This window comes from Pseudomonas viridiflava (assembly GCF_900602065.1).
Taxonomy (GTDB): Bacteria; Pseudomonadota; Gammaproteobacteria; order Pseudomonadales; family Pseudomonadaceae; genus Aquipseudomonas.
The window spans coordinates 1-336 of record NZ_UWFN01000176.1; the positions used below are offsets into that span (position 1 = coordinate 1).

Consider the following 336-nt stretch of genomic DNA (forward strand, 5'->3'; position numbering starts at 1 on the left):
ACATAAAGCAATGCCGTTTCAAAGCATATAGTTGATCCTGAAAACATTCCGCTCCGGGTCCAGCAGCACGGCCTGATACCAGTTGTAATACGTCAGATACGGCGCTTTTATCAACGTGGCGCCCTGCTCTACCGCCAGCGGCACCAGCCGGTCTACTTCGGCTTGTTCCGACACATCGATGTTGAGCAGGAACTTGCATCCGGTGCTGCCCGCGAACTCGTTGAGGCCCAGCAGTTCATAGGCATCAAGCGCATTGAAGCCAATGCTGGACTTGCCTGTATCAAGTCCGAGGAATATCGGCGATCTGATTGCTTCGATTTCGGGGAAGCCGAACAG

The 336-nt window shown here is 53.6% G+C and carries 1 protein-coding gene; it reads right to left on the reverse strand.

All coding sequences use genetic code 11. The features are described from left to right. Positions 1 to 18: 18 nt before the first annotated feature. Positions 19 to 336, reverse strand: a 318-nt coding sequence (locus EE949_RS09075) for a glyoxalase (RefSeq protein WP_122663977.1), incomplete at its 5' end; no start/stop codon positions are given.